23 protein-coding genes and 1 pseudogene are annotated in these 23392 nt (G+C 71.1%); 5 read left to right on the plus strand and 19 right to left on the minus strand.

Going from position 1 to position 23392, the window contains the following annotated elements:
* Positions 1 to 11: 11 nt before the first annotated feature.
* From H5J26_RS06745 to H5J26_RS06765, 5 genes are all read right to left on the minus strand, one after another.
* The gene (locus H5J26_RS06745; RefSeq protein WP_181764794.1) at positions 12 to 548 is read right to left on the minus strand and encodes an aconitase X swivel domain-containing protein; all 537 of its coding nucleotides are present in this window, start codon (positions 546 to 548) and stop codon (positions 12 to 14) included.
* The gene (locus tag H5J26_RS06750) at positions 545 to 1825 is read right to left on the minus strand and encodes an aconitase X (protein WP_181764795.1); all 1281 of its coding nucleotides are present in this window, start codon (positions 1823 to 1825) and stop codon (positions 545 to 547) included. Before H5J26_RS06750 ends, H5J26_RS06745 begins: the two co-directional genes overlap by 4 nt.
* On the minus strand, positions 1825 to 3588 hold the full coding sequence (locus tag H5J26_RS06755) for a dihydroxy-acid dehydratase (RefSeq protein ID WP_181764796.1): 1764 nt from the start codon (positions 3586 to 3588) through the stop codon (positions 1825 to 1827). The genes H5J26_RS06750 and H5J26_RS06755 overlap by 1 nt, the downstream gene beginning before the upstream one ends.
* A gap of 28 nt (positions 3589 to 3616) precedes the next feature.
* Entirely contained in the window at positions 3617 to 4906 is a 1290-nt protein-coding gene (locus H5J26_RS06760; RefSeq protein WP_181764797.1) for an FAD-dependent oxidoreductase, read from the minus strand.
* 163 nt (positions 4907 to 5069) lie between these two features.
* Complete coding sequence (locus tag H5J26_RS06765) at positions 5070 to 6086, minus strand: LysR family transcriptional regulator (protein ID WP_181764798.1); 1017 nt, start codon at positions 6084 to 6086, stop codon at positions 5070 to 5072.
* Between the two features lie 217 nt (positions 6087 to 6303).
* Between H5J26_RS06765 and H5J26_RS06770 the strand changes: the two genes are divergently transcribed.
* Positions 6304 to 7080, plus strand: coding sequence for an IclR family transcriptional regulator (locus H5J26_RS06770; protein WP_181764799.1), 777 nt, complete (start codon positions 6304 to 6306; stop codon positions 7078 to 7080).
* A 10-nt stretch (positions 7081 to 7090) separates the two neighbouring features.
* Here the strand turns inward: H5J26_RS06770 and H5J26_RS06775 are convergent, their stop codons facing one another.
* From H5J26_RS06775 to H5J26_RS06800, 6 genes are all read right to left on the minus strand, one after another.
* Positions 7091 to 8107, minus strand: coding sequence for a PDR/VanB family oxidoreductase (locus H5J26_RS06775; RefSeq protein ID WP_181764819.1), 1017 nt, complete (start codon positions 8105 to 8107; stop codon positions 7091 to 7093).
* Between the two features lie 32 nt (positions 8108 to 8139).
* Positions 8140 to 8388 (minus strand): hypothetical protein, encoded by a 249-nt coding sequence (locus tag H5J26_RS06780; protein WP_181764822.1) that lies wholly within the window; start codon positions 8386 to 8388, stop codon positions 8140 to 8142.
* Complete coding sequence (locus H5J26_RS06785) at positions 8385 to 9455, minus strand: aromatic ring-hydroxylating dioxygenase subunit alpha (protein ID WP_181764800.1); 1071 nt, start codon at positions 9453 to 9455, stop codon at positions 8385 to 8387. The genes H5J26_RS06780 and H5J26_RS06785 overlap by 4 nt, the downstream gene beginning before the upstream one ends.
* Before the next feature lie 107 nt (positions 9456 to 9562).
* Positions 9563 to 10339 carry a dimethylargininase gene (gene ddaH, locus H5J26_RS06790; RefSeq protein ID WP_181764801.1) on the minus strand — a complete coding sequence of 259 codons (777 nt, stop codon included), beginning with the start codon at positions 10337 to 10339 and terminating at the stop codon, positions 9563 to 9565.
* Positions 10340 to 10418: 79 nt separating this feature from the next.
* A complete protein-coding gene (locus H5J26_RS06795; RefSeq protein WP_181764802.1) occupies positions 10419 to 11189 on the minus strand; it encodes a class I SAM-dependent methyltransferase in 771 nt (256 codons plus the stop codon).
* A gap of 63 nt (positions 11190 to 11252) precedes the next feature.
* Positions 11253 to 11870: a TetR/AcrR family transcriptional regulator gene (locus tag H5J26_RS06800; RefSeq protein WP_181764803.1), complete on the minus strand. Its 618-nt coding sequence runs from the start codon at positions 11868 to 11870 to the stop codon at positions 11253 to 11255.
* 111 nt (positions 11871 to 11981) lie between these two features.
* Between H5J26_RS06800 and H5J26_RS06805 the strand changes: the two genes are divergently transcribed.
* On the plus strand, positions 11982 to 13457 hold the full coding sequence (locus tag H5J26_RS06805) for a cytochrome P450 (RefSeq protein ID WP_181764804.1): 1476 nt from the start codon (positions 11982 to 11984) through the stop codon (positions 13455 to 13457).
* A gap of 19 nt (positions 13458 to 13476) precedes the next feature.
* Here H5J26_RS06805 and H5J26_RS06810 read toward each other — a convergent pair whose 3' ends face one another.
* From H5J26_RS06810 to H5J26_RS31895, 3 genes and pseudogenes are all read right to left on the minus strand, one after another.
* Positions 13477 to 14685 (minus strand): FAD-dependent oxidoreductase, encoded by a 1209-nt coding sequence (locus tag H5J26_RS06810; protein ID WP_181764805.1) that lies wholly within the window; start codon positions 14683 to 14685, stop codon positions 13477 to 13479.
* Positions 14686 to 14888: 203 nt separating this feature from the next.
* On the minus strand, positions 14889 to 15731 hold the full coding sequence (locus H5J26_RS06815) for a PucR family transcriptional regulator (RefSeq protein WP_268933016.1): 843 nt from the start codon (positions 15729 to 15731) through the stop codon (positions 14889 to 14891).
* Positions 15705 to 15953: pseudogene (locus H5J26_RS31895) on the minus strand (sugar diacid recognition domain-containing protein); the annotation flags it as partial. The gene H5J26_RS06815 and the pseudogene H5J26_RS31895, both read right to left, overlap by 27 nt.
* A 62-nt stretch (positions 15954 to 16015) precedes the next feature.
* On the opposite strand from H5J26_RS31895, the gene H5J26_RS06820 reads away from it, so the two are divergent.
* The gene (locus tag H5J26_RS06820; RefSeq protein WP_235980451.1) at positions 16016 to 16441 is read left to right on the plus strand and encodes an NAD(P)/FAD-dependent oxidoreductase; all 426 of its coding nucleotides are present in this window, start codon (positions 16016 to 16018) and stop codon (positions 16439 to 16441) included.
* A gap of 28 nt (positions 16442 to 16469) precedes the next feature.
* On the opposite strand, the gene H5J26_RS06825 is transcribed toward H5J26_RS06820, so the two are convergent.
* Entirely contained in the window at positions 16470 to 17276 is an 807-nt protein-coding gene (locus H5J26_RS06825; protein WP_181764806.1) for an SAM-dependent methyltransferase, read from the minus strand.
* Positions 17277 to 17679: 403 nt separating this feature from the next.
* Here H5J26_RS06825 and H5J26_RS06830 point away from each other — a divergent pair, with 403 nt between their 5' ends.
* Together H5J26_RS06830 and H5J26_RS06835 are read left to right on the plus strand one after the other, a co-directional pair.
* On the plus strand, positions 17680 to 17946 hold the full coding sequence (locus H5J26_RS06830) for a DUF397 domain-containing protein (RefSeq protein WP_181764807.1): 267 nt from the start codon (positions 17680 to 17682) through the stop codon (positions 17944 to 17946).
* 70 nt (positions 17947 to 18016) lie between these two features.
* Entirely contained in the window at positions 18017 to 19012 is a 996-nt protein-coding gene (locus tag H5J26_RS06835; RefSeq protein WP_181764808.1) for an SDR family NAD(P)-dependent oxidoreductase, read from the plus strand.
* A 113-nt stretch (positions 19013 to 19125) separates the two neighbouring features.
* Here H5J26_RS06835 and H5J26_RS31305 read toward each other — a convergent pair whose 3' ends face one another.
* From H5J26_RS31305 to H5J26_RS06850, 4 genes are read right to left on the minus strand one after another with little or no spacing between them, the layout of a single operon-like run.
* Positions 19126 to 19896 carry a DeoR/GlpR family DNA-binding transcription regulator gene (locus tag H5J26_RS31305; protein ID WP_181764809.1) on the minus strand — a complete coding sequence of 257 codons (771 nt, stop codon included), beginning with the start codon at positions 19894 to 19896 and terminating at the stop codon, positions 19126 to 19128.
* Positions 19893 to 20921: a 4-hydroxythreonine-4-phosphate dehydrogenase PdxA gene (gene pdxA / locus H5J26_RS30975; RefSeq protein ID WP_210771071.1), complete on the minus strand. Its 1029-nt coding sequence runs from the start codon at positions 20919 to 20921 to the stop codon at positions 19893 to 19895. Before pdxA ends, H5J26_RS31305 begins: the two co-directional genes overlap by 4 nt.
* Before the next feature lie 48 nt (positions 20922 to 20969).
* Complete coding sequence (locus tag H5J26_RS30980) at positions 20970 to 22199, minus strand: four-carbon acid sugar kinase family protein (RefSeq protein ID WP_210771072.1); 1230 nt, start codon at positions 22197 to 22199, stop codon at positions 20970 to 20972.
* Positions 22196 to 23296, minus strand: coding sequence for a 2-keto-3-deoxygluconate permease (locus H5J26_RS06850; RefSeq protein WP_181764810.1), 1101 nt, complete (start codon positions 23294 to 23296; stop codon positions 22196 to 22198). Before H5J26_RS06850 ends, H5J26_RS30980 begins: the two co-directional genes overlap by 4 nt.
* Positions 23297 to 23392: the final 96 nt, after the last annotated feature.

Raw genomic sequence — 23392 nt, forward strand, 5'->3', positions numbered from 1 at the left:
AGAGCTCCTCGTCATTGAGGGTGCGCGGGATAGACCGAGATCACGCCTCGGTCGGCGTCGACGTGGACCCGGTCACCGGTACGGATGACGGTGAGGGGGTCGCGGTCCAGCCCGGTGACGCTGGGGACCCGGGTGACGACCGCCCCGAGGGCGGCCTTGGTGGTGACGGTCACGAAGATCATGGCGAGCGGCGCGGTGCCGAGAAGCCGTGTGGACTGGAAGAAACCGGCCCAGCCGGAGGAGCCCTTGGCGCCCGGGAAGACGAGGACCTTCCCCGCGAAGGACTGCTCGTAGAGCGGATGACGGCGCTCGATGATCACGCCGCGAGCGGGGTCGATCCCGCCCCAGCCCGAGATCGTCTCCTGGGAGACGAGCGCCTCTCCCTCCGCCGTACCCGGCACGACCGTCCTGCCCCGCAACTCCAGCGGGGCGGCGGGGAGTTCGCCGGGGGGCGCGAAGGCGTGCGTCTCGTGTGCCTGCGTCTCGTGTGCCTGCGCCTCGGGTGCGGGCGCCGGCGTGAACGCGTGGGGGTCGTGGCGAAGACTCATCGGAGGTCTCCCTTCCAGCGGCCGGTCACGGCGGCCGAGACGCAGTCCTCGAGCGTGCCGAACCAGGCTTCGATGCCGAGGATCGCGGGCAGGTAGTGCGCCTGCTTGGCGGAGTCGGTGGCGAAGACCTTGGTGCCGGGCGGCGCGGACCGTGACATGGCCGGGCAGGAGTCGGTGAGCACGCGCCCGCCCGCCCGTTCGATGATCTCGGTCCACCCGTTGCGGTCGGCGGTGGTGCGCAGTGCCCGCGGCACCATCAGCCACAACTGGGTGCCGGAGTGCAGCCGCTTGCCATCGAGCAGCTGGGCGGTGTCGCGTACTTGGTCGAGCGAGGCGTGCGGGCAGCCGAGGAGGACGAAGTCGACGTCGGTGCAGTCGCCTTGGGAGTTGAGATCCTCATAGACGCTGCGACGCTCACGCTCCCCGTACGGCACCGCCTCGGGCACGGCCGCTCCCCCGAACGCCGCCTCGGTGGTGGGTGCTTCGGGTGTGACGCCGGGCAGGTGGTAGATCTCCACTCCGCCGGACGACGCGGCCGCCGCGCCGAAGTGCTTGAGGTCCAGAAGGTCCGGCTGCTTCAACTCGCCGGTGACGACGGGGCGTTCCTCCTGCACGAGGCCGCCGGCGAAGTATCCGAGCATCCCCCAGTCGAGCGGCCCCTCCACGGGGGTACGGGCCTCGATGAGGTGGGTGCCGTAACGGTTCTCCGGGTGGTGGTTGCCCCAGCAGGGGATCCGGCCCGTCAGCGACGCCGACCCCGTGGAGGCACCGCCCTCGCAGTTCGTACGGGCGCCCAGTACGGAGTTCGCGTAGACCACCGCCGAGGACTCCATCCACGCCACGTGCTCTCCGCGGACGGGGATGTTGCCGACCTGGTAAGGGGTGCACGTCGCAAGGATGTTGACGCCTTTGCGGCCGTAGAAGGACTCGGCGTCGCTCTGAAGCTCGATCAGCTCCTTCGGGTAGGGCGCGATGCCCACGGAGTCCGGCCCGAAGGACTGCTGCAACTGGCATGTCGGGACGCGCATGTCGGGGATCTCCAGCGCGTCGTCGCAGTCCAGGTTGATCACCGAGTACGCCTTGTCCCAACCCCCTTCGCGCACCAACCGGGCCTTGACCGGGGAGGGTTGGGTCATCGTCCCTGCGACGTTGCGGACGTCGCACAGCCGCTCGGCGTCCAGCGCGCGGCCGTAGCGGACGAGCAGGTCCATGGCCGCCGCGACGGCCGGGCCCTCCTCGCCGTCCAGCATGGCCTTGTCGGAGTCGGTGAGCTGCATCAGCGGGAGGTCCCTTCCGCGTGGTGTGACGGGCGCCCCGGCCCGCGGGGTGAACGGGGTGAGAGAACCGCACCCTCCTGGAGGGGCCGTACGGTGCGGCGGTAGACCGACAGCCAGCCCCGTGCCGCAGCGTCGTCCGCACCGGCAGCGGTTCCGGCCGCGGCCAACGCCTCCCGGCGGCGGGCGAGTTCGTCGTCCGGCACGCGCAGGTCGGCTCGGCGGACGCCGAGGTCGATCTCGATCGTGTCGCCGTCCTCGACGAGTGCCAGCGGCCCGCCGTCCGCCGCCTCCGGGGAGACCTCGCCCACGACGACGCCCTTGTTGACCAGGCCTGAGAGCTGGCCGTCGGTGACCACGGCGACCTGTCCTGTCAGCCCCGCGCCGTCGAGTGCGAAGACGGGGCGTGAGGCCATGCCCATGCCGGGTGTGCCCCTGGGGCCCAGCCCGCGCAGCACCAGCACCGATCCGGGTTCGACCTCACCGCGCTTGAGTCCGTCGAGCGCCGACTGCGGTGACTCGAAGACCTTCGCCGGGCCGGTGAAGGAGGTCTCACGCTCCTCGTCGACGGCGAGTTTGACGATGCCGGTGGCCGGGGCGAGGCTGCCGCGGATGAGCACGATGGTCGGGCGGCGCCCCAGTGGCCGCTCCGCGGGGCGGATCACCGCTTCGTCCTCGGGGGTGCCGTCCGGCGTGACCGCCGCCCGTGCGTCGAGGTTCTCGCCGAGGCTGCGTCCGGTGACGGTGTGCACGTCCGTGTGCAGCAGGCCGCCGAGAGCGTGCATGACGGCCGCGGCTCCTCCCGCCTCCTCGAACTCCTCGATGGAGTGGGGCCCGTTGGGACGCACGGCCGTCAACAGGGGGACGCTGTCCGCGAGTTCCTCGTACAGCCCGTAGACGTCGGTGCCCGACTCGGCCTCCTCGGCGATCCCCTGCAGATGCTTCACGGAGTTGATGGAGGCGCTGACGGAGAGCATCAGCGTGACGGCGTTCTCGAAGGCGGACTGCGTCAGCAGGTCTCGGGGGCGCAGGTCCTCGTGTACGAGTTCGACGATGCGGCGTCCCGCCGCGCGCACGTCCGCCCACATCTTCGAGCTCCCGGCGAGCACGGGCGTCGAGCCCGGCAGGGCCATACCGAGCGCTTCGCACGCCATGTGCATGGAGTTGGCGGTGCCCATGCCCGCGCACACGCCCGGTCCGGCCACGGCGTTCTCGCTCATGCCGGTCAGATCCTCCAGGGACAGCCTGCCCTGGGCGTGATGGCCGGCGCCGAGGAAGACGTCCTCGATGTCGCAGTGCTTGCCCTGGAACGTGCCGCAGGGCTGGTAGCCGCAACCGACCATGACGGTCGGCAGGTTGAGGCGGGCGGCGGCCATCAGCTGGCCGGGCGCGGTCTTGTCGCACGAGGCCAGGCAGACCATCCCGTCCAGCTGTGCGCCTTCCACCGCGGCCTCGATGTCGTGGCTGATCAAGTCGCGGGCCGAGAGGATGTAGCCGCCGCGGCCCCCCGCGCTGTGGATGAAGTCGCTGGGGGCGACGGTGCGTATCTCGAAACCCAGGCCGCCCGCTTCGGCGACGGCCTCCTTCACCACCTCCGCGATGCCGTCGAGGTGGCTGTAGCAGGTGGCCAGCTGGGACGAGGAGTTGACGATGGCGATCTTCGGCTTGGCCATGTCCTCGTCGGTGAGTCCGAGGGCGCGCCACTGGGCACGGCGTACCGCCCACGGAGAGGTGCCCGGCGTGTAGTTGCTGCGCAGTTGCGTCATGAGCGCGTCCTCATCGTCAAGTCGCCGGTCAGTCGTCGAGGTTGGAGGCGAGGCGTTCGCGGAGGACGGGCGTGTCGATGTCGTGGACGCTCCCGCCGCTCGCCAGGTCCAGTGCGTGTGCGGCGCCCGCGCCCATCGCCGCGCACGGGCCCATGACCCGGACGCTGGAGAGGGCGGCGGCGTCGCCGTCCGCGCAGCGGCCCGCGGCGACGAGGTTGTCGGCGTCCGGGGAGAGCATCGAGCGCAGCGGCACGTAGTGCAGGTGGTCGGCGTCGAACATCTCCCAGACGTAGCCCTCGGCACGGTCGTGGAGTTCGATGGGCCAGGCCGTGCGGGCCACCGCGTCGTGGAAGCGGGTGCCTGCGCGCACCTCCTCCAGGCTCAGCGCGTGCACCCCCTTGATCCAGCGGGTCTGACGCCGTCCGGGCAGCCCGTAGGAGCGCACCCGCGCCTGCCCGAACGCCTTGGGGTACTCGGCACGGAGGAACTCCACGACCCGGTCGGCCTGTTCGCGTCCTTCGAGCTGTGCCTGCGCGGCCCGGACGGGGTCGAGCGGCGCCTCGATGTGGGTCATGTTCATCACGGCCGTGTTCCGGCCGGGGAAGAAGAAGGCGAGGCCGTCGCGGCGCAGGAGCCCGTAGTCGTCGGCCTTGGCGGCCACGTGTTCGGCGAGTTCCTCGCGTCCCGGCTGGTGCGTCTCGTCGAGGTGCTCCAGGACGATCTGCTGCGAGCCGTAGATGGTGCGCTCCGGAATCCGGCAGGGCAGCCCGGCCTCCCAGGCGAGCGCGGCATCGCCGCTCGCGTCGACGAAGCCGGGTGCCGCGACCCGTACGTCGCCGAAACGGGTGGCGAAGGTGACGGCCTCGATGCGTCGCCTGTCCTTCTCGACACCGGTGATCGACGCCCCCAGGACGACGCGGATGCCCAGTTCGCGGATCTTCCGCTCCACCCACCGTCCGAGCGCCACCTCGTCATAACTGACGGTGATGGTGTGTCCGCGGTTGAAGTGCACGTCCTCGCTCGCCCCGAGATCGGCGAAGATCTCGTCGAACATGCCGTGCGTGAGCTGCCGGTAGCCGGGCGCGTTGCCGAACACTCCGCAGAAGAGACCGATGAGCGAGTTGACCATCTGCCCGCCCAGCACCGGCAGGCTGTCGACGAGCACGACGTCGCGCCCGAGCCGGGCGGACTCGATCGCCGCGGAGACCCCGGAGACGCCCGCCCCCACGACGCACACGTCGGCTTCCAGGGCGTGGGCTGCGGGAGCGGACGGCCTGGTGACGGTGTGCACCGTGAGTTCTGTCAGGGCGTGGGGCATACGGGCTCTCCAATTCCGTGACGTGCGCCGGAGCCGCCCTCAACACGCGTCTCCGGGTGGAGGGCGGAGGGGGCGAAACCGTTGCGGGCAGACTAGGAAGTCGCCGTCCAGAAATGGAATGTCCGGTTCAATAGCCTGTTTGGCTGGCCGCCATCAACGCCGCTTATGAGGCGCGTTCTCCGGTTCCCTCACCGGCGTCGCCGTCAGGTGTGCCGCCTGCCGCGCCGTCGCCGAGTTCGGCCGCCGCCCGCGCCACCAGGCCGCGCAGCCAGACATTGGCCGGGTCCTTGTCGTAGACCGTGTCCCACCAGAGCAGTTCGTCGATCTCCTCCAGCGGGACGGGCCACTCCAGGGCGCGCAGTCCGCGTTCGGCCGGCAGCCGTGCCGCGAGCCGGGCGGGGTAGAGCGCGACCCGGCTCGTACCGGCGATGAAGTCCGGCACCGCCCGGTAGCTCTCGACGCGTACGGCGATGCGCGGGCGGATGCCCAGTGCCGTCAGCTGGCGGGTCGCGGGTGAGGCCGAGGGATATCCCGCGTCGCGGTGGTACGGGACGACCCAGGGCAGCGGGGTGAGGTCCTCCAGCCCGAAGGAGTCCGCATCGCAGAGCGGATGGTCCGCCGAGAGCAGGCACATCCAGCGGTCGCGGAAGAGCGGCGTCGAGCTGACGGGCGTACGGAAGTGCCCCAGGCGCGGGGAGACCATCCCGTCCACGAGCCTGATGGTCTCGACGATGTCGTCGCCGATCGTCTCCCGCACCAGCCGCATGTGCAGGGCGGCGCGTGGCGCCTCCCTGGCCAGCAGCCGGGAGAGCCGGTCGCCGAGCACCGTCGCCGGGTAGTCGGACATCAGCAGCGTGAACTCGCGCCGCGAGTCGGCGGGCTCGAAGGCGCTGCCGGTGGCGAAGAGCCGCTCCGTGGCGGCGCACACCGTCTCCACCTGTTCCGTCAGCTGCGCGGCGAGCGGGGTGAGGACGTACACGCTGCCCGTACGCAGCAGGAGCTCGTCCCCGAAGTGTCTGCGCAGCCGGGACAGGGACGCGCTGACGGCGGGCTGCGAGACGCCCAGCCGCCTGGCCGCCCTCGTGACGTTGCGCTCCCGGAAGAGCTCGCGCAGCGTGACCAGCAGGTTGAGGTCGAGATTGGCGAGATGCGCGGGTGGACGCGACGGAACGATGGCCATGCGGGGAGCGTGCGCGGTCGCCCCCGGCCGGGCAAGGCCTGGTTCCGGGAAGTTCCCTGCAAGACCGGGGAAACGGAACAACTCATTCCTCCCCGGCCGTTCCCTGCCGCCCGGGGCCCGCGCCGGCTCCGGCGGATCGTGCGGCCGTGCGTTGACGGATTCCGGACACCTGTCTAGCTTTTCGCCAGGGCGACGCACCCGCCCGGAGGAGTGCCGCATGGATGAGGGGAACCGTTCCGCGACGGGGTCGGTGACCGGCAGGGCACTACGGGTGCTGGAGGCGTTCACGCCCACCGCCCCGGTGCTCACGCTCACCGACATCTCCCGGCGTACGAGCCTGCCGCTCACCACGGCGCACCGCCTGGTGGGCGAGCTGACGAGCTGGGGCGCGCTGGAACGCGACCAGGACGGCGGCTACCGCATCGGGCTGCGCCTGTGGGAGATCGCCGCGCTCGCGCCGCGCGGCCTCGGGCTGCGCGAGCTCGCCCTCCCCCACCTGTCGGACCTGGGCCGTGTCACCGGCGAGAACGTGCAGCTGGCCGTACGCGAGGAACTGTCCGTCGTGTACGTGGAACGGCTCGCCGGACAGAAGTCGGTGCCCGTGCTGACGCGGGTGGGCGGACGGTTCGCGCTGACGCCCACAGGCGTCGGACGGGTCCTCCTCGCCCACGCGCCGCCCGAGATCCAGGAGCACGTCCTGTCGCAGCCGCTGGTGCGCTACACCGAGCGGACCGAGTGCGACCCCGGGCGGCTCCGGCAGGCGCTGGCCGAAGTACGGCACACCGGCGTCGCCGTGTGCGAGCGTCAGGTGACCATGGACAGCGTGTCCGTGGCCGCTCCCGTCTACGGTCCCGGCAGCGAAGTGGTCGCCGCCGTCTCGGTCGTCGCCCATGTCGAGGCCGTGCAGGCATACGCCTTGGTGCCCCTGATCCAGGTGGCCGCCTCCGGCATCTCGCGCACGCTGAACGGCGCCCCGCCGCCGGGGCGCCGCTGAGCGGGACGGTTCACAGGTCGAGCACGAGCCGCCCCTCCTCGCACCGGGAGACGCAGATGAACATCACGTCCCCGGCGGCCCGTTCGTCAGCGGTCAGCAGCGAGTCACGGTGCTCCGGGACGCCCTCCAGCACACCCGTCTCACACGTGCCGCACGTCCCTTCGCGACAGGAGGAGAGCACCGGCGTCCCCGCCTCCTCGACGACCTCCAGCACGGACCGGTCCGCGGGGACGGTCAGGGTCTTGCCGGAATGCGCGAGCTCCACCTCGAAGGCCCTGGACGGCTGCTCCTCCCCCGTCGCCCTCGGCGCGAAGCGCTCGGTGTGCAGGACGCCGGGCGGCCAGGACGCGCTGCGCTCCTCGACCGCGTCGAGCAGCGGTTCCGGACCGCAGCAGTAGACAGCGGTGTCCGGCCCGGGCACGGCCGGCAGCGCGTCGAGGTCGAGCAGCCCGCACTCGTCCTGCGGGGACAGCTGGACTCGCGAGGGCCAGCGCTGCGTGAGCGTTCCGGTGAAGGCCATGGAGGAGCGGGTGCGGCCGCCGTAGAGCAGCTGCCAGTCCGCTCCCCGGCTGTCCGCTTCGGCGATCATCGGGAGGATCGGGGTGATGCCGATGCCGCCCGCGATGAAGAGGTAGCGGGGGGCGTCGACGAGGGCGAAGTGGTTGCGCGGCCCGCGTGCCCGCACCGTCGAGCCGACGTGCAGGTCGTCGTGCACGTGCCGCGATCCGCCGCGTCCGTCCGGTTCCCGCAGGACCGCCACCTGGAGTGACGAGGTGTCGCCGGGGTCGCCGCACAGTGAGTACTGCCGCTCCAGCTGCGGCCCGAGAAGCAGGTCGATGTGTGCGCCGGGCTTCCAGACGGGCAGCTCGCGGCCGTCGCCGGCAGTGAGAGTCAGCCGCGTCACGCCCTCGGCGAGCCTCTCCTTGTGCGTGAGCGTGAGCGTCAGCTCGGCCTCGGCACTCTCGCTGCGGGAGGCTCCGGCGGTCGGCGCAGTGGCCGGCGGAGTGGTCGGCGCAGTGGTCGGCAGAGCAGCCTGCGCAGTGGTCGGCACGGCAGTGGTCACGGGGAATCCCTCTCTGGGTACGGCAGCACGAGGCCGTCGTGGGCGTCGGAGTCGGTGCCGGGGTGTGCCAGCAGCCAGTCCCACAGCTCGACCGGGTCCTCGAACTCCCGCTCGGTGCGGCAGAAGCAGACGGCGAGCAGCCGGTCGGTCCCCGGGATCCAGTGGATGCGCTGGACGCCCTCGCCGGGGAGAGCTGCCGTCCGGCGGGGGCCTTGCGACTGCTCCGGCCGGCTCGCGCGGGTCATCGTGCGACGGCCGGTTCGCCGGCCGGTGCGCCTTCCCGGCGCAGCCGCTCGAGGATGCGGCGCGCGGCGAGTCCACCGGTGTCGATGTTGATGCTGAGCTCCTGGTAGCCCTCCTGCTCCGCCTGAAGGGCCTGCTCCAGCACGTCCAGGGCGACGACGTCCTGGAGGACGACGGTGCGGTTGCTCTCGCGCAGGAAGTCGGTGACCTTCTCGTCCTCCGGGGCGAAGTCCCGGGCCACGGCCCAGAAGTCGTGGGTCGTCCCCTCCGTCTCGGGCGTGATGGCGTACACGACCTCGACGTGGAAGGCGTCCGGGTCGCTGCCGTCCTCCTCGGCGGGAGGCGGGGTGCCGACGGGTGCGATGCGGCTGTGCAGCAGATACAGGCACGGGGCGTGGTATTCGATGTCCTGCCAGCGCGTGATGCGCCCTTCGATGCCGGTGGAGGTGGCGTAGAAGGGCGGGCAGGCCGCGTCGTCCATGTGCCGGCTGACGCGTACGACCGCCGCGCTCTCGTCGACCTCGGTCGTGATCGGCGTCTCGGCGACCTCGGGGGTGCCGATGTGCCCGCCGTGCAGATACGTCTCGTGGGAGAGGTCGAGCAGGTTGTCCACGAGCAGTCCGTAACGGGCGTTGAGCGGCTCCATCCCCTTGACCACGGTCCAGCCGGGCCGGTCCAGCCACGGTGCCCGCGGGATGAGCTTCTCGTCGGCGAGTTCGCGTTCGCCGATCCACACCCACACGAACGAGTCCTGCTCGACGACGGGGTAGGTCGCCAGCCGCGCCGTGCGCGGAACCCGCCGCTGCCCGGGGACCCCGACGCACACACCGTCGGCGCCGTAGGTGAACCCGTGGTAGCCGCACACCACTTGGTCGCCGTCGAGGTGGCTGGGCTCCTGCGAGAGCGGGAAGCGCCGGTGCACGCAGCGGTCGGACATGGCCGTCACCTCGCCGGAGCGGGTACGCCACAGGAGCACCGGCTCGCCGCAGACCGTACGGGAGAACAGGCGGCGGCCCACCTCACTGCCGTAAGCCGCCACGTACCACTGATTGCGGATGAAGGACGTCATCGTGCCTCCTGCACAGAGGGCCCTTGGGGGAGGTGGCCCACGGTGCTCCCGCCGCAGACGGGCGAACAGAGGCGTTTCCGTTCAACGGAAGTGCGGAAGGCGATCGGTCACCGCAGCGCGTCGCGCAGCCGCACCGACAGGCACGTCACACAGCCCTCCAGCTTCTCGAACTCGCTGATGCCGACCACGACCGGCTCGTAGCCCAGACCGGCGAACAGCTCCGCGCTCCTGGGCGCACTCGCGGCCATCAGCAGCCGGTTCCCGCCGAGCAGCACGACGTGCGCTCCCGAGTCCTCCGGCACGGGCCTGAACTCCCTGAAGAGCGAGACGTCTTCGGCCAGTGACGGAGCGCCGATGACGGTCCCGTCCGGGAGGGCGGTGACCGCGGACTTCAGATGCAGCACCTTGCTGACGGGCACGGGCACCACGCGTGCGCCGAGCGGCTCGAAGGCGGTGGTCAACTGCCGCAGACCCTCGGCGTTCGTACGTCCGCCCTGCCCGACGTACACGGTCTCGCCGGTCTTCAGCACGTCGCCGCCGTCCAGCGTGGCCGGGGCATGGAGCCGGTGAACGGCGTATCCCTGCGCCCTCACGGACTGCTCGACGCCTGCCGTCTCAGGCCGGCGCTCGGGTGCTCCGGAACGGCAGATGAGCGCGGCACCGCGGAAGACGACGACGGCGTCCTCGACGAACACGCTGTCGGGACAGTCGTCTTCGGACGGCACCTCGACGGTGTGCCAGCCGTGCTGCCGCATCGCCGCGACGTAGGCGTTCCACTGGTCCATCGCCACGTCCTGGTCGACCGGCACGCGCTCCTGGTGCGTGACCAGGCCTTCCGCAAGACGTGAACTGGGCCTGCGGACAAGCGCCTTCGGAATCGTCATCGCACCCTTCCAGCAACGGTCGCGCCCGCACCGGCGCGCGTCGCCCATCCTGACAGACCCGCCGGGCGCTGCCTGGAGTTCAGGGTGCCAGGGCGGTGAGCAGGGGCTGGAAGAAGCCACTGGAGTCGGGGGTGTGCCAACGGGGTGCTTCGAAGCCCGCCTCCAGGACGAAGTCCGTCAACTGCCGCTGTGTCAGGGCCCAGTAGGTGGTGCGCCCGACCTCGACGTGCCAGCCTTCGTCGCGGGGCAGCAGGCGGAAGAGACGGAGGTCGTAGCGTTCACCGTCGTCGTGCCAGTCCCAGACCTGGAAGGTGAAGGCCTGCCCGTCGGCTGTCTCCGACAGCTGAGGCGCCGTCGTGCGAGGACGCGAGCGCAGGATCTCGTCGTACGGGCGGGTGCTGATCATCAGCAGTCCTCCGCCGCGCAGCACCCTGCGCATGCCGGTGAGAGCTGCGAGGACGTCCGTGCCGGTCAGCAGGTGGGGCAGCGAGTTGTCCGCGCTGAGGACGGCGTCGAACCGGGCGTCGGGGAACGGCAGTCGGCGCATGTCGGCGACAGCGGCAGGCAGCCGGACCGCGCGGGCGGCGGCTTCGTCCACGGCCCGCGCCACAGCCGCACGGCTCAGATCCGTGCCGGTCACCCGGTGCCCGAGACGGCTCAGTCCGACCGCCTGCGTGCCGATGCCGCAGGAGCAGTCCAGCACGGACGCAGACCCGGTGCCGAGGCGTGCGCCGATCACGGCGTGCAGGCTCGCGCTCTGCCGCGACATGCTCGCGTCCCAGTCGTGGTACACGAGGTGATAGTCGGCGGCGAGCCGGTCGTAGAACCGCTCCACCGATGCGTCGGCCACGGCTCCAGGGTATGGCGCGTCGTCCGCTCCCGCGTCTCCGGCCGTTCCGGGCGGGGGGAGCGTCTAGGACGGCGTGATCGCGCCCAGCAGTGCACGAGCGCACAGGTCCCGTACGTCCTCGCGCGGCATGGCCGGTTCCTCCAGCCACTCCAGGCACACCGTGACCATGAACGACAGCCAGCCCCGCACGGCGATACGGAGGCCCGCCGCCGTCATCTCCGAGGCGAGCCGGGCGACTTCGGGGTCCGCGGCCAGCGCGTCGAGGATCTGACGCTCCTGCGCGTCCAGACCCTCCCTGTAGACCTTGCGCACCACCGGATCACCGGCCGCCTCCGCGCGGTGGAAGGCGCGGAAGCCCTGCGCATGCGACTCGACGTACTCGAGGAAGCTGTCCAGGCCCAGCGAGAGCTGCTCGCGGGCCGGCACGCCGGGGACCGCGGCTGTCAGCTGGAGCATCCGCCGGCTCTCACGCTCGACGACGGCGGCGAAGAAGTCCTTCTTGGTCGGGAAGTAGTGATAGAGCAGCCCGCGGGAGACACCCGCGATCTCGGCGACCTCTTCGATCGACACGTCCTCGTGGGGGCTTCGCGAGAACAGCCGGGCTCCGACGGCCAGCAGCTCTTCCCTGCGCTCCTCGGTGCTCAGCCGGCGACGTGTGCGTCCCCCCTGCTTCCCGGCCATGCCGGTCACTTTACTTGACGTGCGTTCAACAGCGAGCACACACTTGGAGCGCGCTATTGAACCGATGTACAACAAGCGCGACGGGACGTACGACGCGGGGAGTTGACCCGGATGACGCAGGCACAGGCGGCACCCAGGACCGGTACGCCCAAGGGCTTCCGCAGCGCCGAGCTCTCCTGGCCCGAGCTGCACCGCATCCCCCGGCCGCCACGCCGCATCCCGTTCCTGGGAGACGTGCTCGGCGCGGACGTCAGCGCCCCCGTGCAGGACTCGATGCGCTTCGGACGGCGGCTGGGCCCCATATTCCGGCGCAAGGCCTTCAACAACGAGATCGTCTTCGTCTGGGGCGCGGACCTCGCTGCCGAGCTCGCCGACGAGTCGCGCTTCGCCAAGCACGTCGGGCTGGGGATCGCCAACCTCCGGCCCATCGCGGGCGACGGTCTCTTCACCGCCTACAACCACGAACCCAACTGGCAGCTCGCGCACGACATCCTCGCCCCCGGCTTCAGCCGCGCCGCGATGGAGGGCTACCACCCGCTGATGCTCGACGTCGCCAGGCAGCTCACCTCGCACTGGGACGAGCAGGCCTCAGCGAGCCGCCCGGTCGACGTTCCCGGCGACATGACGAAGCTGACGCTGGAGACCATCGCGCGTACGGGCTTCGGCCACGACTTCGACTCCTTCGAACGCCCGACGCTCCACCCGTTCGTCAACGCCATGGTCGGAGCGCTCTCCTACGCCCAGCGCCGCAACACGGTGCCTCCGGTGCTGAGTTCGCTGCTGCTGCGGGGCGCGACGAAGCGCAACGTCGTCGACCGGGAGTTCCTCAACAGCACCGTCGACCAGGTCATCGAGGCCCGCCGTGCCAACGGCGAGGCGGGTTCACGCGACGACCTGCTCGACATGATGCTGAGGACCGCTCATTCCGAGACGGGCGAGCGCCTCTCGACCGAGAACATCCGCCGCCAGGTCCTCACGTTCCTCATCGCCGGACACGAAACCACCTCCGGCGCCCTCTCGTTCGCGCTGCACTACCTCTCCCGCAACCCCGCCGTCCTGGCACGGGCACGTGCAGAGGTGGACGAGGTGTGGGGGGATTCGCCCACACCTGCGTACGAACAGGTCCCCAGGCTCCGTTGCATCAGGCGCATCCTCGACGAGACCCTGCGTCTGTGGCCCACCGCGCCCGCCTTCTCCCGCGAGGCACGGCACGACACCACGCTGGGCGGTCTCCATCCCATGCGTCAGGGCGCCTGGGCTCTCGTCCTCACGTTGTTGCTGCACCGCGACCCGGCGGCCTGGGGTGAGAACGCGGACGAGTTCGACCCGGACCGATTCACGCCCAAGGCCGTACGCGCGCGGCCGGCCCATGTCTTCAAGCCGTTCGGCACCGGAGCGCGTGCATGCATCGGCCGGCAGTTCGCGCTGCACGAAGCGACCCTGGTCCTGGGCCTGCTGGTGCGCCGCTACGACTTCACCGCGGACCCCGCCTACCGGCTCAAGGTCGCCGAGCGGCTGACCCTCATGCCGGACGGTCTGCGGCTCGGGCTCACCCGACGCACCGCAGAGGCACGCTCCGAAGCGTGAGCCCGCGTGCCCGTGCGTGTCATCCGCCCTGCCCCGACGGGGCGTTGACCTCGACGGGCGTGTCCCAGTCCAGCTGCCGCTGCAACTCCTCGTCCGCCTGTGACGTGGAAGCGCCAGCAGGACGGAACCGCGCACGGTAGCTGCGCAGGGTCCGCTGAAGGCGGTTGGGCGCCCGACGGGGCGTCAGCCGGGCGCTGTTGACGATGTTGCGCTCCACGCGGGGGCGTCGCAGCTGTTCGTAGGTCTCCATCGCCACCTGCGTGGTGGGGGCGTCGCGCAGCGACTTGGCCAGCACCACCGCGTCCTCGAGCGCCATCGAGGCGCCCTGCCCGGTCGCCGGGGAGGCGGCGTGCGCGGCGTCGCCGACCAGCAGCATGCGCGGCGTACGCCACCGGGTGACGGTGGACAGGTCACGGGCGTTGGTCACCATCAGCCTGTCCCCGGTGGCCGCGACGATGTCGGCGGCAGCCGTTGCGTCCGGCCGAAGCAGCGGGAGGAGTTGGTCGCGCCACTGCGCGGGAGTGGTCTCCGCGATCTCGGTGTCCGTCAGCTCGCCCTCCGAGATCCGCGCGAACCAGAACGTCTCCCCCATCGGTGAGACCGCGTACCCCATGGCGGAGCCGCTGCCTCGGAGCATGTCGATGCGCCCGACTTCGTGCGGCGGCGTCGCCTTGCTGGTGTAGCCGTAGAAGACCCGCTGGCCCGCGTACCGGGGCGGGGTGGCGTCCGGGTCGGTCAACGACCGTACGACGGAGTGGATTCCGTCAGCACCGAGGAGCAGATCACCGCGTGCCGTGGTGCCGTCGGCGAAGGACGCCGTCACGCCGTCCTCGTCCTCGGCGGCGGTGACGAGCCGCTTTCCGTGCTGCACGGCGATGCCGCGGCGCACCGCCTCGGCCCTCAGCGCCGCGCCCAGTTCGGCCCGGCGCAGACAGCGGAAGCGCCGCAGGGGGTGTTCGGTCTCGCCGAGCGGCACGGTGGAGACGACCGCACCGGTGTCGGTGGTGATGCGCATCGCCGTCAGCTCGAAGCCGGCCGCCGCGACGGCCTCGGCGGCGCCGAACTGCGCGAGCGCGCGCATGCCGTTGCTGGCGAGGGTGAGAAAGGCTCCGGTGTCCTCCCCGGTCTCGGGGTGCGCCTCGTGGACGGTGGCCTCGAGCCCGGCCTTGTCCAGGGCGAGCGCGGCCGCTGTTCCCGCGATGCCGCCACCGATGATCAGGATCCGCATGTTCCGAGCCCTCATTCGCTGGTCGGTGTCCCGGTTGTTCCGCGTCAACGAGCCGTTTCTCAGGGCGAGTTGGCTTGCCCCAGCCCGCACAGGAGAGTCTCCCCCACCGGCTTTCGCCGGGCCCCGGTGCGAACGGATCCGAAGTCGTTCCGGAGAACGGTACCCGTTGCCCGGCTCCGCCGCCGGAGGCCCGCGCCGTTCGCTCAGGAGCCTCCCGAAGGTGTGTCCAGCAGGTCCGTCACGCACGCCAGGTACATGGCCAGAGCCCGCGTGGGCTCGCGTACGTCCGTACCCGAGAGCCGGGTGATCTTATCCAGCCGGTATATGAGGGTGTTGCGGTGTACGTGCAGGCGCTCAGCAGCCCGCAGCAGGCTGAATCCGCCTTCGGCCCAGCCGATCAGGGTGGCCCGCAGGACGGGCCAGTCCGCATGGTGGTGCAGCTCGCGCAGCACCGAATCGGCGTACCTGTGACGGGCGGTGCCGGACACCGAGGCCACCAGCTGCGGCACCCGGAGCTCCGTGATCGTGAAGATCCTCTCCCCCCGGGGCGACGGAGGGGCCGATGTGCAGCGCCGTGGCCGCGTCACGGCAGGAGGTGTGCATTCCCGTCGGGCCCGAGCCCGGTTCGCCGAGAGCCATGTGCATCTCCAGCCGTGCCGCTCGTGCAGCAGACCGAGCAGGTTCTCGCACCGTCTCAGCAGGGCGGGCTGCCCGCCGGAGGTGGCCGTCAGTACGGTGAAGCGCCCCGTGGCGGTCTCCCCCGCGACGTCCTGACCTCCGCGGAAGACCCCCCGTATCGTCCGCAGCACGGGCAGCCGCCGGGCGGGAGGGCGCGAGGCGGCCCCGGCCCCGCGTTCGCCTGAGTCCCGTACGCCGGTCTCCTGTCTGCCGGTCTCCCGCACCCGCAGCAGCACGGCCGTCCTGGGCAGGGCGGGGGCCAGGCCCAGTTCGGCCGCTCGCGACTCCAGGGCATGCGCGTCGACGATCGCGGGGTCGTAGAGCGCGATGTCCCTGACGAAGTCGTCGACGACGCGCTCGTGCACCATCCGCGACCGCAGCAGGGCCGCTTCCTCCAGCAGGATCTCCGTCTGCCGCTGGACCGCCAGCCCGAACCTGTGCACCTGCTGCGGCTGCCCGGTGAGGCAGACCGTGCCGATGGCCTCCTCGCCCACGATGATCGGCAGGCTCATCCCGGGCTTCACGCCCTTCATCCGCCCTGCCTGCCGCGCGGCGTGCGTGGCGGGGCGACGGCTGCGCAGCACCTCGAACGAGGCCTCGTGCGGGGAAGGGCTACAGCTTCTCCGTCGCCGCCGACCCGCTCCCCTCCCGCCTGGTGCACCTCGGCTCGGCGAAGGTGGTGCTCACCCCCGTCGGAAATCGCGTCAGGGTGGCCGGGACGATGGAGTTCGAACGCGACCCGGACCGTTTCCGGCGCCGGCGCATCGACGCGATCGTCTCGGCAGCACGTCCCTATCTGCGCCATGCCGACTGGGACGACTGCCAGGAGGAGTGGGTGGGTGCCCGTCCGATGACGCCTGACGGACTTCCGCTGATCGGCCGGCTGCCGCACAGCCCGAGGGTGTTGCTGGCCACCGGTCACAACATGCTCGGCCTGATGCTGGGACCGGCGACCGGCAGGCTCGTCAGCGGGTTGCTGACCGGGACCGCGGATCCGGCCACCGCGGCGCCGTTCGAGCCGTACCGGCGGATCAGGCGTTACGGCCGCACCCGCACCGGGTCGGCCGGCCGCCTGTGAACCCCCGCGACGCAGGCCGGACTTGCGCTCACTCGGACTTCCTCGCGACGCCGCCCAGCACGGGCACGCTCGTCCCTGTCGTGACGTCGGCGTCGTCGGCCGGACGCCACAACGGGCAGGGGACGACGCCGGGTTCGACGAGCTCCAGGCGGGCGAAGTACCGGCTGATCTCCTGAGGTGAACGCAACTGGTAGGGCGCGGCACCGGACTTGCCGTACTCCTGCATGGCGGTCCTGTAGGCCTCGTCGGTGTCGGTGCCGTCCCTGATCGCCAGATGGCTGCCGACGGGAAGGTCCTGCATCAGCCTGCCCGCGATGGCGCGTGCCTCGGCGTAGCGGGTGACGTGACCGAGGATGCCCATCAGCATCACGCCCACCGGCTGGTCCAGGTCCAATGTCCGCGAGGCGTAGCTCAGTATGCGGTCGGGGTCGTGCGCGTCCGCGTGTATGTAGTCGGCGGCGCCCTGCGAGGACCCGGCCAACAGCGCGTCGGCACGGGCCAGTACGAGCGGATCGTGGTCGACGTAGACGACGCGGCACTCCGGAGCGATGCCCTGGGCGACCTGGTGCGTGTTGCCCGCGACGGGCATGCCCGTACCCACGTCCAGGAACTGCCGCAGACCCGCCTCTTCGACCATGTACCGCACCACCCGCCCGGCGAACTGCCGTGACAGACGGGTGAGTTCCCGCATCCGGGGGAAGGCGGCGAGGACCTGCTCGCCCGCGCTCCGGTCCACGTCGAAGTGGTTCTCGCCGCCGAGCCAGTAGTCGTTGATCCGCGCCGGGTGAGGAACCGTGACGTCGACGGCAGGAGGTGGTCCCTCCTGACCCGTCACCGCAGGCCTCGCGCTGGGACGTACGGGCGCAGGCGCAGCGCCCGTACGTCCGTTGTGCACGTGAGCGACATCCCACTCCCCCGCAGTGGTACCCCGCAAGCCCTCGCTACCGGCCCGACGTCCGACTGATGACGTCCCGCTTCCCCTGCACCGGTGAAGAGCATCACGTTGCCACTATGTCCCTGTAGGCTTCAGGCCGCAAGCTTCGTTCTGATAATTTCAGAGTCAAGTCGCAAGGAAAACGCTTGTGTTGACGAAGACCCGGCTGCCCACTGCGGTCCATCTCAATCAGCGGCCTGGTGTGGTCATCGCGGCTGCAGGCGCTCCCATGTGTCCGAAGCCGGCTGCCGAGTACGCGCCGGGCCCCCGGCCGTACCTGAACCACCGCGGAAGGAGTTCGTAAATGAACCCCGAGGCAGAGACCGAAACCATCACCGGACGCGTCTACAACGGCATGCCCGCCCGTGATCTGGGCACCGAGGACTGGCACAAGCCCTGGAGCGGTCAGAACGGCGGCGCCTGCCTGGAGGCGAAGAAGCTCGCGGACGGACGCGTCGCGCTGCGCCAGTCCACCGATCCGGACGGGCCGGCGCTGCTCTACACCCCCCAGGAGATCAACGCGTTCATCCAGGGAGCCAAGTCGGGGAAGGCCGATTTCCTCACCGCCTGACGCAGAGGGTGAGCACGTTGCGGCAGGTTCACTTGCCTTGGAGCGCGCTCCAATTCGTAGCGTTCCCGGCATGACCCCTCCTCAGCACAGCACCACCCCTCAGCACAACCTCGGCTCCGGCTTCGGAGCCCACAGCACCGCCGCCGACGTCCTGCGCGGCATCGACCTGTCCGGGAAGCTCGCCGTCGTCACGGGCGGCTACTCGGGTCTCGGTCTCGAGACGACGCGTGCGCTCGCCTCGGCGGGCGCACGCGTCGTGGTGCCGGCACGTCGTCCCGAGACCGCCCGGGAAGCCCTTGCCGGCATCTCCGGAGCCGAGGTCGACACGCTCGACCTCGGCGACCTCGAGTCCGTCGCCTCCTTCGCCGAGCGGTTCCTCGCCACGGGCCGCGACGTCGACCTGATGATCAACAACGCGGGCGTGATGGCCTGCCCCGAGACGCGGGTCGGCCCCGGGTGGGAGGCCCAGTTCGCCACGAACCACCTCGGCCACTACGCGCTGGTGAACCGGCTCTGGCCGGCGATCGCACGCGGCGGCGCCCGCGTCGTCTCCGTCTCCTCCGCCGGACACCGCCTCTCGGGCATCCGCTGGGACGACGTGCACTTCGAGAAGGACTACGACAAGTGGCAGGCCTACGGGCAGGCGAAGACGGCCAACGCGCTGTTCGCCCTCCAACTCGACGCGCTCGGCCGCGACTCGGGCGTACGGGCCTTCTCGCTGCACCCCGGAGGCATCCTCACGCCGCTCCAACGTCACCTGCCCACCGAGGAGATGGTGGCTCTGGGCTGGATCGACGCGGACGGGAATCCGCTGCACACCTCCTTCAAGACACCCGAGGCCGGCGCCGCGACCAGCGTGTGGGCGGCGACGTCGCCGCAACTTGAGGGCATGGGAGGTGTCTACTGCGAGGACTGCGACATCGCGGAGCCCGTGCAGGGCGACCCGGCCTCCAACGGGAGCGGTGTACGCGCGCACGCGACGGATCCCGAGCAGGCGGCGCGCCTTTGGGCGCTGTCCGCCGAACTCACCGGTGTGGACGCCTTCTCCGTCGCTGCCGGACGCTGATCGCCGGGTCGGTGACCTCCGGCCACTGATCTCCGGTCACTGATCTCCGGCTGCCGACCGAGTGGTTCGGCACGCGGGTCCCGGCAGGCCTCCGGGGCCCGCGATTCCACCGCTCAGCCCGCGCGGCCCGCCACCTGGACCGTGCACAGGGCGTCCGCGCGGAACGGGGCGAGCTGGTCCTCGCTCGCCCCCTGGTCGGTGATCAGGGTCCAGGGACGGTCGAAGGTCGACCACCAGTGGGATTCGGCACGGCCCAACTTCCCTGCGTCCGCGAGGACATGGACGTCCCGGGAGCGGTCGATCATCAACTGCTTGAGCGTGCTCTGCTCCGGCGACGCCTCACAGATGCCGCGTCCGGCGACCACCCCGTCCGCGCCGAGGAAGACGGCGTCCGCGCTGAGCCTGGAGACGGCTGCCTCGGCCAGCGGCCCGACCATGCCCAGGCTCAACTGCCGGACGCTGCCGCCGAGTACGACGAGTTCGATCCCGGGGACCCCGGCCAGGATGTTGATCGAGGTGAGCCCCGGCGTCGCCACGGTGAGCCCGCCGCGCCCCGCAAGCCGTCCTGCCAGCGCTCCGACCGTGGTGCCGGCGTCGAGCAACACCATGCTGCAGCCCGCCACATGGGCCTCGGCCGCCCGCGCGATGGCGGCCTTCTGCGCCACCGCGAGGCCTTCGCGCTCGTGGAGGGTCTGCTCCTCACCCGTGGCGTGCGACAGGGCACCGCCGTAGGTCCGTACGACCTGGCCCGACTCCGACAGGCGGGTCAGATCGCGCCGGATGGTCGACTCGGAAACGCCGTAGCGCTCGGCGAGTTCGGCCACCGCGATGGGCCGCACCTGAAGAAGATCCCGGATCTCACCGCGCCGGTCGTCGCCGTTCACCCGGCCTCGCCCGCCTGGCTCTTCACGGCGGCCGCGCCCGTACGGTCGGGGGCCAACTCGACGGCCTGCCGGAGCGCTTCGAGCATGCTGGCCTCGTCGGCCGTGCCGGTGCCGGCGATGTCGAAGGCGGTGCCGTGGTCGACGCTGGTGCGGATCACGGGGAGTCCTACGGTGACGTTGACGCCCGCGTCCAGTCCGAGCACCTTGACCGGGCCGTGGCCCTGATCGTGGTACATGGCGACGACGAGGTCGAAGTCGCCGCGTACCGCTCGGAAGAAGACCGTGTCGGCGGGCAGCGGCCCGCGAGCGTCGATGCCGCTCGCCCGCACCGCCTCGATCGCCGGAACCACCTTGGACTCCTCCTCGCCGTACCCGAACAGCCCGTTCTCACCGGCGTGCGGGTTGATGCCGCAGACGGCGATGCGCGGCTCGGCGACTCCGGAGGCCACGAGGGTGGCGTGGCCACGGCGCAACGTCCGCTCCACCAGCCCCGGTTCGATCTTCGCCACGGCGTCGACGAGTCCGATGTGCGTCGTGACGTGGATGACCCGCAGCGTGGGCGCGGACAGCAGCATCGAGACCTCGTCCGTCCCGGTCAGCTTCGCGAGGAGTTCGGTGTGACCGGGGTACTTGTGCCCCGCCGCGTGCAGCGCCTCCTTGTTGAGCGGAGCGGTGCAGATGGCGTCGACGCGATGCTCCGAGGCCAGCCGTGTGGCCACCTCGATGTAGCGGTACGCGCCCTCGCCGGCCACCTCGGAGAGCTCACCGAACGGCAGGTCCTCCGGAATGTTCGCCAGATCGATGCAGTCGGCCACTCCTGGCGTCCAGGAAGCCTCCTCCGGCGAGGCGACCGGGTTGATCTCCAGCTGTGCGCCGGTGAGTTCGACCGCGCGGCGCAGCCGTGCCGCGTCGCCCACCACGAGGGGCCGGAAGGAGGGGTCGGCAGCGGCGAGTGCCTTGACGATCACCTCGGGGCCGACGCCTGCGGCGTCTCCCATCGTGAGGGCGATGACGGGTCGGGACATGGTGACAGCCTTCCGCAAGTGAGGGGTTGAAGCGAAACCGGGCATCGGTCAGGGCAAGGATCCGGACACGTACGGCCCGTCGTGCCGGGAGGGCGGTGACAGCGGGCGGACGATGCGCAGCAACGTCCCGGAGTCGCCGAACGATCCGGCCTTGGTGACGACACGCAGCCCGCCCGGCGTGCGCATGCTCACCACTCCGGGCTCCAACTCACCCTGCACGGCAAGGGTGTTCACGCCGCCCGCGGTCAGCGCCGACCTCGCCGTCTCACCGCCGGTCGCCACGAACGTCCCCGCGGCGTCGAGACCGGCGCGCGCCACCTCGCCGAGGAGAGCGGCGACTTGGCCCGAACGGGCCGGGTCCACCGGCTCGTCCGGGTCGGGGAAGACGGCCACATGCCGACCGTGCGTCAGTGCCGAGTGCACCTGCTGCGCGGCCGCCTCCAGGGCACCGTCGACCAGAGCGACGCGGACGGCGACGCAGTCCGTGCCGTCGAGCAGTTCCCGCAACTGGGCGCGGGCGGCGTCGCTCCGGCTGCCGACGCACACCAGCGCCGGCCCTGACGCACCCGCGGCAGCTCCCCCGCCGCCGGAGCCCGATGCCGAGGTCTCCGGGTGCAGATGGTGGGCGAGCCCGCCGGAGCCGACCAGCAGTGCGCGAAGTCCCGTGCAGGCACGTGCCGTTCGGGCGAGGTCTTCGTCGGTGAGTGCGTCCACGACCACGGCGTCGGCATCGCGGGTCCCGGCCAGCACTGCTTCGGGGCTGCCGTCGCGCAGTTCACGCAACGGCAGCCGGGCCACCCTCAGCCCGGCGGCCTCGAGCTGCCCGATCAGCGGCTCCCGCGACGGATGCAGGGCGCGGAGAGGCTCACCCCCGACGAGGACGCTCCCGTCGACGACGGTGCGCCCCGTCGCGGGGAACGCCGGTGCCACGACGGCCAGATGACGGCCGCCGGCCCCGATGTCCTCATCGAGCCCCGACAAGGCGGCCAGGCTCGCGGCGATCTCGGGGCCGATGTTCCCGCGCAGCGTGGAGTCGATCTTCTTGTAGACCAGGGTCTCCGGTCCGGCCCGTCCGATGACCGCCGCGCAGGCGGCCGCGGCCGCCGGGCCCGGCAGATACCGGCTGTCGGTGTCGACGGCGATGACCGAGGAGCGCGGCCAGTCCGCCTCCGCGTGGAGAGCGACGGCGCTGTCCGCGCGCCCGGCCAGCGCGGCGGCGCTGTCGGCGGCGCCCGAGAGGTCGTCGGCGACGATCAGGACGGCCGGTTCGGTTCTCATCGGGGCTCTGCAGCTCCTTCGGCCTGCTCCCGCGTCTGCGCGATTCGCGCATCCTGCTCACCGGAAGGTCCATCGGCGCCGGATTCGGAGTCCCCTTCGGGCTTCACCGAGCCGTCCGTCTCACCTTCCCTGACGTCCAGCGCACCTTGCCGCTCCAGGCGACGGTGGTAGGCGAGGGTGATGGCGGGCACGAGCAGCGAGGTCACCACGACCGCGGCGGCCACCAGGATCGTGGCCTTCTCCGCCGCCTCCTTGTAGGCGGGATTGGCCGCTGCGACCAACGCGGGCACTGCTGTCGCGTTGCCCGCCGTGGTCGCCGCCGCGAGCCCCGCGAGTCCGCTCCCGCCCACCAGCCGGTCGGTGAAGAAGAGGGTGGTTCCGCTGACGACCAGTACGAACAGCCCCAGCCCGATGCCGAGGAGCCCCGCCGTCCAGACCGCGGCGAGGTCGATGCCCGAGCCCAGCGCGAAGCCGAAGAAAGGGATGCACACCGGCACGGCGGCTCCCAGGAACTTGCGCATCTGCGGGTCGAGGTTGCCCAGCACCATGCCGATGAGGAGCGGCAGGATCGCGCCGAGCATCGTCTGCCACGGGAAGGCCGACAGGCCCGCGACTCCCAGAGTGAGCATGGTGAGGAACGGGCCGGACTCCAGGCTCATCAGCGAGTACGCGGCCGCGTCCCGCTGCCGTCCGAACTGGCTCATGAGCGCCATGTACAGGCCGCCGTTGGTGTCGTTGAGGGCGGCCACGACCGCGAGCGTGGAGATGCCGGCGAACACCCCGCCGTCCACGGGCGCCTCGTCCAGGAACTGGCCCATCACCACTCCGGCGACGACCGCGACGCCCGCCTTGGTGATCAGCAGCGCCCCGCCCTTCTTGAGGATGTAGGGCGTCGTCTTCAGTTCGATCGTGGCGCCCATGCACACGTAGAAGACCGCGAGGATCGTCAGCGCCCCGGAGAAGAGCGCCCCGGTGAAGGACCCGAAGAAGTCCCCCGTCCCCTCATGGGCGGTGTTGATGATCGCTCCCACCAGGAGCGGCACCAGCATCATGCCGCCGGGAACACGTTCCAGGCTCGCCTTGATCGGTATCGACATGTGCGGGTCCGCCTTCCATCGGTCCTCGACGAGACGCCGGCCACCGCCGGGTCCGGCATGGAGCGGAAGTTACGCGGCTTGCGCGTTTCATGCAAG

The sequence above is a fragment of the Streptomyces albidus (ex Kaewkla and Franco 2022) genome, assembly GCF_013870515.1.
GTDB classification, from domain to species: domain Bacteria; phylum Actinomycetota; class Actinomycetes; order Streptomycetales; family Streptomycetaceae; genus Streptomyces; species Streptomyces albidus.

Coding starts and splice junctions, on each gene's coding strand:
- H5J26_RS06745 (WP_181764794.1), bottom strand. CDS start 548: ATGAGTCTTCGCCACGACCCCCACGCGTTCACGCCGGCGCCCGCACCC.
- H5J26_RS06750 (WP_181764795.1), bottom strand. CDS start 1,825: ATGCAGCTCACCGACTCCGACAAGGCCATGCTGGACGGCGAGGAGGGC.
- H5J26_RS06755 (WP_181764796.1), bottom strand. CDS start 3,588: ATGACGCAACTGCGCAGCAACTACACGCCGGGCACCTCTCCGTGGGCG.
- H5J26_RS06760 (WP_181764797.1), bottom strand. CDS start 4,906: ATGCCCCACGCCCTGACAGAACTCACGGTGCACACCGTCACCAGGCCG.
- H5J26_RS06765 (WP_181764798.1), bottom strand. CDS start 6,086: ATGGCCATCGTTCCGTCGCGTCCACCCGCGCATCTCGCCAATCTCGAC.
- H5J26_RS06770 (WP_181764799.1), top strand. CDS start 6,304: ATGGATGAGGGGAACCGTTCCGCGACGGGGTCGGTGACCGGCAGGGCA.
- H5J26_RS06780 (WP_181764822.1), bottom strand. CDS start 8,388: ATGACCCGCGCGAGCCGGCCGGAGCAGTCGCAAGGCCCCCGCCGGACG.
- H5J26_RS06785 (WP_181764800.1), bottom strand. CDS start 9,455: ATGACGTCCTTCATCCGCAATCAGTGGTACGTGGCGGCTTACGGCAGT.
- ddaH (WP_181764801.1), bottom strand. CDS start 10,339: ATGACGATTCCGAAGGCGCTTGTCCGCAGGCCCAGTTCACGTCTTGCG.
- H5J26_RS06800 (WP_181764803.1), bottom strand. CDS start 11,870: ATGGCCGGGAAGCAGGGGGGACGCACACGTCGCCGGCTGAGCACCGAG.
- H5J26_RS06805 (WP_181764804.1), top strand. CDS start 11,982: ATGACGCAGGCACAGGCGGCACCCAGGACCGGTACGCCCAAGGGCTTC.
- H5J26_RS06810 (WP_181764805.1), bottom strand. CDS start 14,685: ATGCGGATCCTGATCATCGGTGGCGGCATCGCGGGAACAGCGGCCGCG.
- H5J26_RS06815 (WP_268933016.1), bottom strand. CDS start 15,731: ATGGTGCACGAGCGCGTCGTCGACGACTTCGTCAGGGACATCGCGCTC.
- H5J26_RS06830 (WP_181764807.1), top strand. CDS start 17,680: ATGAACCCCGAGGCAGAGACCGAAACCATCACCGGACGCGTCTACAAC.
- H5J26_RS06835 (WP_181764808.1), top strand. CDS start 18,017: ATGACCCCTCCTCAGCACAGCACCACCCCTCAGCACAACCTCGGCTCC.
- pdxA (WP_210771071.1), bottom strand. CDS start 20,921: ATGTCCCGACCCGTCATCGCCCTCACGATGGGAGACGCCGCAGGCGTC.
- H5J26_RS30980 (WP_210771072.1), bottom strand. CDS start 22,199: ATGAGAACCGAACCGGCCGTCCTGATCGTCGCCGACGACCTCTCGGGC.
- H5J26_RS06850 (WP_181764810.1), bottom strand. CDS start 23,296: ATGTCGATACCGATCAAGGCGAGCCTGGAACGTGTTCCCGGCGGCATG.